Below are 7,594 nucleotides of genomic sequence, written 5' to 3'. Positions count from 1 at the left end.
GCATTAGCCCATGCGGCGTTCCTGGTCGGCCCACTCATCCCGATTGCACCCCAACGCGGCCCCGTTTAGGCCGTGAACAGGTTCTCAGGCGGGTTTCCAGAAAATGTAATCGGCCTGGTAAGACGTGGTGAGCTTGTCGCCGAGGTCGGCCTGGGTGCAGGCCTTGCTCAAGTCCTGGCCGCCCTTGGTCTTGATGCGCTGGATGTAGCTGATGTTCTGCAGCACGCCGGGGGTGGCGCTTGAGGCGCCGGTGGACAGCTGCTGCGGCAGGTTGGTGGCGCCGACGCGGGGCGCCAGCGCGACCTGGGTGCCGACGACGCTGGAGCCGTCGATATGGGTCCAGGTGGCGGGCGGGCCGGAATAACGGGCGACGGTCTTGCCCGTGCGGTCCAGCAGCTCGGCCTCGGGACGCACCAGCACCCAGCCTATGGTGCCGGCGGTGGTGGCATTGGCCTTGCACTCGTAGTGCAGCAGGCCGCTGGCGGTGGTTTCGAGCGCGACGACATGGCCCGGCGGCACGACGACCTGCGGGTCGAGGCGATCCTGGCTGTATTCTTTGGGAAGGGGCGCGACGCCCGAACACGCGATCATGAGCGCGGCGGTGCCGGTGATCATGGCCGCGGTGATCGCGGCGCTTTTGCTGTAGGCCCAGAGGACGTTGTGCGTGCTCTTCATGAAACCCCCGTTCTGGCCGTTTTGGCCTTGTGCTGGCTATCCGCCTGTTGTTGCATGCCAGTAAAACCCGGGGTGCGTGGATGTGCTGTAGGACGCCGCGCAAGCTTGCTGCCAGCGCGTTTCCGCAGGACCTGACGGCGCGGTGGAGGCGGCCCGGGCGGGCGCAAAAAAGCCCACAGGGCAAGCCTGTGGGACGGAAAAAACCAGCCCCGCCTGACGTTCAGGGCCGGCTGCTCACGCTCGCATCGGGAATGGCCGCCTTACATCGCCTTGTAGAAGATGTAGTCGGCCTGGTACTGCACCACCTGTCTGGCGCCCGCGTTGCCGGCGGCGCAGGCCATGGCGGGGGCGACGCCGCCGCGGGTGTCCACGCGCTGGATGTAGCTGACGCCGCTCATGGCGCCGCTGCCCATGGCGGGGTTGGCCTTGACGAGCTGGGTGGGGATGTTGCCCGTGCCGTTGGGGACGACGGCGAGCTGGGTGGCGGTGATTTTGGAGCCGTCCATGCTCTCCCAGGTGGCGGGCGGGCCGTAGTACTTGCCGACCTGCTTGCCGCCGCGATCGTTCAGCCTGGCGTCGGGGCCGACAAACACCCATTCAAACTGGCCGGCCATGTCTTTTTTGGGGCTGCACTGGTAAGTGATCTCGCCCACGCCCACGGTTTCCATGGCGACCCTGTGGCCGGCGGGCACCTGGACGGCGGCGGGCAGGCCGGCCTGCGAGTACATGGGCTTCATGGGCGACATGCTGCCGCAGGCGGCGAGCAGGGAGACGGCAAGCAGGGATGCGAAAGCGGTGAAGGGATGGGGCATGGTTGAACTCCTCGGTGGTGATGGACCGGCCGGCGCGGCGCGTCCTGCTCCTGGTACGCAGCGGGACTGACCGTGGATTCAAAAAGCGGCGTTGCCACCGAAGGGCATTTACCAGCTGGGGCCGCGGGACTGGCTTTGCCGGCCCCAGGCGCCGCCCCCTTGAGGGGGGAACAGGCTACACGCAGTGAGCCTGGACGGGGGGGGCTCTCACTGCCCGAAGCGCGGGCCCTTGAGGAGGAAGTCTTTTTCTTCGGGGGTGTCGGCCCGCCCCAGGACCGCATTGCGGTAAGGAAAGCGGCCGAAGAGGCTGATGATGTCGCGGTGCTGGTGGGCGTAGTCCAGGTTGCCCTGCAGGCGCTGCTTGAGCGCTTCGGGCGCGTCGGCGACCAGCCGGGTAAAACGCGCCACACATTCGTCCTGCAGCGCCGGGCTTTCGGCGTGCATCAGCGGCATGTAGAGAAAGAGCCGCGCCGCCCAGGGCAGTTGCCGGTCTTCACCGGCGGCGACGGCCTGCTGCACCAGCTGCTGGGCGCGGGCATCGCCGGCAAAGGCGCGGGCGCTGCCGCGAAAGATGTTGCGCGTGAACTGGTCGAGCAGGATGACCAGCGCCAGGCGGTGCAGGGGCGGCTGTTCCCAGTCCCGCAGGCCGCCGGCCAGGGCCTCATCCACGGCGGCGCCGAAGCGCGTGCGGATCTCGGCGTCCAGCTCGGCGCCGCCGCTGAACCAGCGTTTGCCGAGGTCCTGCGTGGGCCAGTCCTGGGTGATGCCGTCGCCCAGCCAGAAATCCAGGACCTGGCCGGGCGTGGCGGCGGAGGGCGTGTTGGTGGTGGAGGTAGGGACGGCGTCGGTCATGGCGACCGCGAGCTTAGCCTACCAGCGGTCGGAGCGCAGCTGCAGGTCCCAAACACCCTTGCGCACGGCATAGACACCGACCACGCCGTAGCGCTGCTCGCCCACGGCATCCCATTTCATGGAGCCGGTGATGGGCGCGTAGCCGTCGAAGCTGCGCAGGGTTTCGGTGATTTTTTCGGGCTTGACGGAGTTGGCGCGTTTCATGGCGCCGGCCAGGATGTACATGGCGTCGTAGGTGTAGTGGCCGCCATAGGCCGGTTCCACCTTGAAGGTCTCCTGGTACCGGGTCAGAAAGGATTTGCCGTTGACGAATTCCTTGGCGTCCAGGATGGGCGAGGTGGCATAGAGGCCCTTGACCACATCGCTGCCCTTGAGCATGGCGGTGGTCTTGATGGTGTCGCCGCCCAGGATGCTGACCTGCTGCGTGTAGTCGATCTTCTTGAGCGCTTCCATCAGCGCGAGGATCTGGAAGTCGCCCTGTGTGGAGACGATGACCTGCACATTGCCGGCCTTGATCCTGGCGGCCAGCTCGTCAAACGCGGTGGTCTTGTCGTCGGACGAATAGCTGACCACCACTTCCTTGCTGGCCTTCTTGAGCTCGGCCGAGGCGCCGGCGGCCAGACCCTTGCCGTAGGTCGTGCCGTCGTCGACCACGGCGAACTTGCTGGCATTGAGCTGGTTGGCGGCGAAGGAGCCGATGGCGCGGGCCTGCAGGTTGTCGTTGGCGACCAAGCGGAAGGTGGTGTCCAGGCCGAGCTCGGTGAACTTGGGGTTGGTCGAGATGGCGAGCTGGGCGACGTGCTTTTCGGCATAGACCGGCGCGGCCGGGATGCTGACGCCGGAATTGAGGTTGCCGATCACGGCGACCACGCCGGCATCGACCAGCTGTCTGGCGACTTCCACGCCGGCCTTGGGGTCGGAGCGGTCGTCCATGGCGATGATTTCGATCTTGACGGTCTTGCCCTTGATCTGGAAGCCTTCCTTGTTGAGCTCGTCCACGGCCATCTTCACGCCGTTGTGCAGGTCCTGCCCCAGCGCGGCGAGGTTGCCCGACAGGGGCTGGGCAACGCCGATCTTGATGGTGTCGGGCGGGTTGTCGCAGCCGGACAGCAGGACGGAGCCTGCGAGGACAGCGGCGGTCAGGGCCGCCTGGGTAAGGCGGCGGGTGGCGGTGTGGGTCATCGTGAAACCTCGGGTTGATTGGGTGTAACTGAATGTATGTTTCACCGCCGCGCCGCGATAGTGGGTTTGACCTACTTTTTATGAATGTCTGAGTAGATAAGTTTTACTAATGGTTCGAATTGCTTCGTTTTACCCAAAAAGCGCACCGAAATGGCTTGTTTTGGGGCCGGGTTGGCGCGCGCTCGCGCAGGGCGTGCCGGCGGCCGCCCGTCTGGCCCGTCGCCGGGTTTCAGGGCAGCAGGTGTTTGCGCAGGAAGGCGCTGATCTTGTCGTCCAGGGCCGGGAGCTGGCCGCGGTCGAAGCCGGGCGGGTCCAGCAGCAGGTCTTTGGCAAGCCCGGACATCGCCTCGGCGGGCGGCAGCGGTGACAGCAGCGCGCCATGGCCGCCGTCGGGCAGGTCGGCCAGCAGTTCGCAGCGCTTGTTGCAGGCCGCGAGCACCACGTCGCTGTGAAAACGCGGCACCAGCCAGCGGTCTTGCCGTGCCGTGATGAGGGCCAGCGGCACCGGCGGCGACGCCAGCGAGGCCATGTCGAAATCGGCGGCCAGCGGCACGCCGGCGACCACGGCCTGGATGCGCGCATCGTGATGGCTTTGCCAGGCGGCGTCGCTGAAGCGCTGGCGAATGACGGCCAGCACCACGGTTTTTTTCAGGCCGTCCAGCATGCCGCCCGTGAGCCGGGTCGTCAGTCCGGCGCAGGTCTGGAAGTCCTCGGCGATGTGGGCTTCGCAGTGTCGGGTGAGCAGGGCCGGCGACCAGCGCCCGCCGGCCAGGGTCAGCGCGGTATGGCCGCCGGCCGACATGCCGTACATGCCGACCTTGTCGAGCGACAGCAGCGGCGCGAAGCGCGGCTCGCGCGCGACCGTGTCGATGGCGCGCGAGACCTCGGCGGGCCGCTGCTTCCAGCTGTCGGGGCCGGGGGAAGATGGATCCCGGGCGTTGTCGCCACGGTGCAGGGGGAAGGCGACGACAAAACCGTCCGCGACCAGGCGGCGCGCCAGGTCGGTGTAAGTCCAGGGTGAGCCGCCCGAGCCGTGCGAGATGACAACGAGGCGCGTGTTGCCGCGCACGGGCTGGCCGTCTTTGTCGACTTTGAGGGAATAGGAGCCGACCTGCATGGGGCGGTCCTCGCCGGCGGAAGGATAGAACACGCTGACAGGGCCGTCGTCCTGCAGGCCCGGCAGCTCGGTAAAACCCATGCCGGCCTGCGCGGCCGCGGCGGCGAGCAGCAGCAGGCTGCTCAGCAAGTATTTCTTCATGGGCCCCCTTTTGCTTCTTTGCTTCTTTGTTCTCCTTCGATTAGAGCAGACCCAACTGGGCCCACAGCAGCTTGCCCAGGTAGCGGTCGGGCATCAGCGTGAACACCCCCGCGACAAGGCATGCGCCAATGTAGAGGGCTTGCATGGCGCCGCGGTGGCCCGCGATGTTGCCGCGGCTCAGATGCCAGAACGCGCCGGTCATGCTGAACAGCGCGAAGGGCACCAGCAAGTGGATGGGCGTGTAGCCGGCGATATTGGGATAGTCGTAGTCGCGGATGAAAACCGCCGTCGCCGCGGTGACCAGCATCATCGTCACAAAGGCATAACCAAAAGCCCGGTGCAGCTTGGGCCGCTGCACGCGCCCCTTGCGCGCCCACAGCGCGACGGGGCCAATGAGGATGGCGCTGGCGGCGGCCGACAAATGAATGGCGATGAGCGGCGTGAGTTGCATGTTGGCTCCCCCTTGTTGTGGTAACCGATTGTCAGGAATAGGCTCATCCCTGTCCAGGCTCAAGAACCAGATTCACCCCTGGCCTGTGCCCGGCCCTTCGACAAGCTCAGGACAGGCTAGGGCCGGTTCCACGGCCCCGCTGGCTCGGAGTTCAGGCGAGGCGACTGCTGGCTCGGACCGAGAGGCCATAATCTTGACTAAATTTTTTTGGAGACCGCGTGGATATTGCACTGCTAATCAAAGCCGCCATCATGGGCATCGTCGAGGGCCTGACCGAATTCCTTCCTATCTCCTCGACAGGCCACCTCATTCTTGCGGGCGCGCTGCTCGGTTTTGACGACGACAAGGCCAAGGTGTTCGACATCGCGATCCAGACCGGCGCCATCTTCGCGGTCATCCTGGTTTACTGGCAGAAGATTCGCGCGACGGTGGTGGCGCTGCCGACCGAGAAACAGGCGCAACAGTTTGTGCTCAATGTGCTGGTGGCTTTTGTGCCGGCCGTGGTGCTGGGCCTGCTGTTCGGCAAGGCCATCAAGGCCCATCTGTTCACGCCGGTCGTGGTGGCCAGCACCTTCATCATCGGCGGCTTCATCATCCTCTGGGCTGAAAAGCGCCAGCAGAACAACCCCGCCGCCGCGCGCATCCAGGAGGTGGATGCCATGACGGTGATGGATGCGGTCAAGGTCGGCCTGGTGCAATGCCTGGCGATGATCCCGGGCACCAGCCGCAGCGGCGCGACCATCATCGGCGGCATGCTGCTGGGGCTGTCGCGCAAAGCGGCCACCGATTTTTCTTTCTTCCTGGCCATGCCCACGCTGATAGGCGCGGGCGCCTACAGCCTCTACAAGGAGCGCGCGCTGCTGTCCATGGCGGACCTGCCGATGTTCGGGGTGGGCCTGGTGTTTTCTTTCCTGAGCGCCTGGCTGTGCGTGCGCTGGCTGCTGCGCTACATCTCGAGCAACAGCTTTGTGCCTTTCGCCTGGTACCGCATCGCCTTCGGCATCGTGGTGCTGGCCACGGCCTGGAGCGGCCTGGTGGTCTGGGCGGAATAATGCGGGCCGCGTGCATGGGCTGGGCCTCCCGGTTTTTTTTGCTGCTCGTGGGCCTGCTGCTGGCGGGCCAGTTCTCGCATGCGGCGGGCCCGGTGAGCATCCCCTCGCTGGACGGCAAGCTGGAGATCCCGGCCTACTGGTTTGACGTCGGCGACGGCGAGCCCAGGCCCGTCATCATCGGCCTGCACGGCTGCGGCGGCGGGCTGGACAGCAAGGGCAATTTTGCCGAGCGCTTTTTCCGCTACGCGGGTTATTTCAACGCGGAACGCATCCACTTCCTGCCGCTGGACAGCTTCACGCCGCGCGGCCACAAGTCGATCTGCGAGATCCCCAACAAGCTTCGCACCATCCATGAGGCCGAACGCCGGGAGGACGTGTTCGCCGCCATCGCCTGGCTGGTGAAGCAGCCCTCGGTGGATGCCTCGCGCATTGTGGTCATGGGCTGGTCGCACGGCGCGCAGACCGTGCTCAGCACGGTGGACGCCACGGACAAATACGTGCAGGCGCAGAAAGTGCGGCCGCGCGCCGCCGTGGCTTTTTACCCCGGCTGCCTGGTGAACAACAAGATGTGGAACTATGAAGTCCACCAGCCGCTGCTGATCATGATCGGCGAGCTCGACGACTGGACGCTGGCCGGCGAATGCGTCACGCTGCAGGAGCGCCTGCGAAAGAACAAGGCCAATGCGCCCGTGGAGCTGGTGGTCTACCCGGGCAGCTACCACGGCTTTGATGGAACAGGTCCCGTCAAGCAGATGGTAGGCCTGGGCAACACCAAGAGCGGCACGGCCATGGTGGGCGGCAACCCCGCGGCGCGGGAGGCCTCGCATATACGCATGTTCGAGTTTCTCTCGGCGCAGCTGGGCCAGCCTTTGCTGCTGTCGCATGCCCAGCGCTTCAAGGGCCACCACTACGTGGTTCCGCCGGCCTCGGGTTTCGCGGCGGCCGACGACACGGCCGCCGTGCCGCTCAGCGATGCCGGTAAGGCGCGTTATGCGCACTTTCGCAGCCTGCCGCCTCCCAAGGCCTTTGCCGTGACGGAAAAAGGCGGCTGGTATTTCAACGCAGGTGAGCCCGAGGCGATGGCCACGACCTTCCAGCAATGCGCGCGGGCAAAATCGAAGTGCTGGCTTTACGCCGTGGACGACCAGGTCGTGTGGCAGCCCGATGTGGCGGCCCGGGCGGGAGAAGCGGGACTCAAGCGCGTGGGGGCGGCGGCCCGCTGAGCTTGCGCTGCATTGGCCGCAGTCGCCTTGTTTTCAATCTGCGTAAATCTGCGAAATCTGTGGATAAAAATTCATCCGCAGATTACGCA

Annotated in this window: 8 protein-coding genes; 2 read left to right on the top strand and 6 right to left on the bottom strand. The window is 65.8% G+C overall.

Annotation, left to right across the window (positions count from 1 at the left end; translation table 11 throughout):
• Nucleotides 1–84: 84 nt before the first annotated feature.
• The 6 genes from PMI15_RS19200 to PMI15_RS19175 form a co-directional block, all read right to left on the bottom strand.
• The gene (locus PMI15_RS19200) at nucleotides 85–675 is read right to left on the bottom strand and encodes a DUF3455 domain-containing protein (protein ID WP_007873140.1); all 591 of its coding nucleotides are present in this window, start codon (nucleotides 673–675) and stop codon (nucleotides 85–87) included.
• Between the two features lie 260 nt (nucleotides 676–935).
• A complete protein-coding gene (locus PMI15_RS19195; protein WP_007873137.1) occupies nucleotides 936–1,487 on the bottom strand; it encodes a DUF3455 domain-containing protein in 552 nt (183 codons plus the stop codon).
• A 207-nt stretch (nucleotides 1,488–1,694) separates the two neighbouring features.
• Nucleotides 1,695–2,339 carry a DUF924 family protein gene (locus PMI15_RS19190; RefSeq protein ID WP_007873134.1) on the bottom strand — a complete coding sequence of 215 codons (645 nt, stop codon included), beginning with the start codon at nucleotides 2,337–2,339 and terminating at the stop codon, nucleotides 1,695–1,697.
• Nucleotides 2,340–2,357: 18 nt separating this feature from the next.
• Nucleotides 2,358–3,521 (bottom strand): branched-chain amino acid ABC transporter substrate-binding protein, encoded by a 1,164-nt coding sequence (locus PMI15_RS19185; protein WP_007873129.1) that lies wholly within the window; start codon nucleotides 3,519–3,521, stop codon nucleotides 2,358–2,360.
• Between the two features lie 229 nt (nucleotides 3,522–3,750).
• A complete protein-coding gene (locus tag PMI15_RS19180; RefSeq protein WP_007873126.1) occupies nucleotides 3,751–4,779 on the bottom strand; it encodes a hypothetical protein in 1,029 nt (342 codons plus the stop codon).
• A gap of 40 nt (nucleotides 4,780–4,819) precedes the next feature.
• Nucleotides 4,820–5,230, bottom strand: coding sequence for a DUF2306 domain-containing protein (locus PMI15_RS19175; RefSeq protein WP_007873122.1), 411 nt, complete (start codon nucleotides 5,228–5,230; stop codon nucleotides 4,820–4,822).
• Between the two features lie 218 nt (nucleotides 5,231–5,448).
• Here PMI15_RS19175 and PMI15_RS19170 point away from each other — a divergent pair, with 218 nt between their 5' ends.
• Entirely contained in the window at nucleotides 5,449–6,282 is an 834-nt protein-coding gene (locus PMI15_RS19170; RefSeq protein WP_007873119.1) for an undecaprenyl-diphosphate phosphatase, read from the top strand.
• A 14-nt stretch (nucleotides 6,283–6,296) separates the two neighbouring features.
• On the top strand, nucleotides 6,297–7,505 hold the full coding sequence (locus tag PMI15_RS24115) for a dienelactone hydrolase family protein (RefSeq protein ID WP_051002006.1): 1,209 nt from the start codon (nucleotides 6,297–6,299) through the stop codon (nucleotides 7,503–7,505).
• Nucleotides 7,506–7,594: the final 89 nt, after the last annotated feature.

It is taken from the genome of Polaromonas sp. CF318 (assembly GCF_000282655.1).
GTDB lineage: Bacteria > Pseudomonadota > Gammaproteobacteria > Burkholderiales > Burkholderiaceae_C > Polaromonas.
This window is presented reverse-complemented; position numbering and strand designations above follow the sequence as displayed.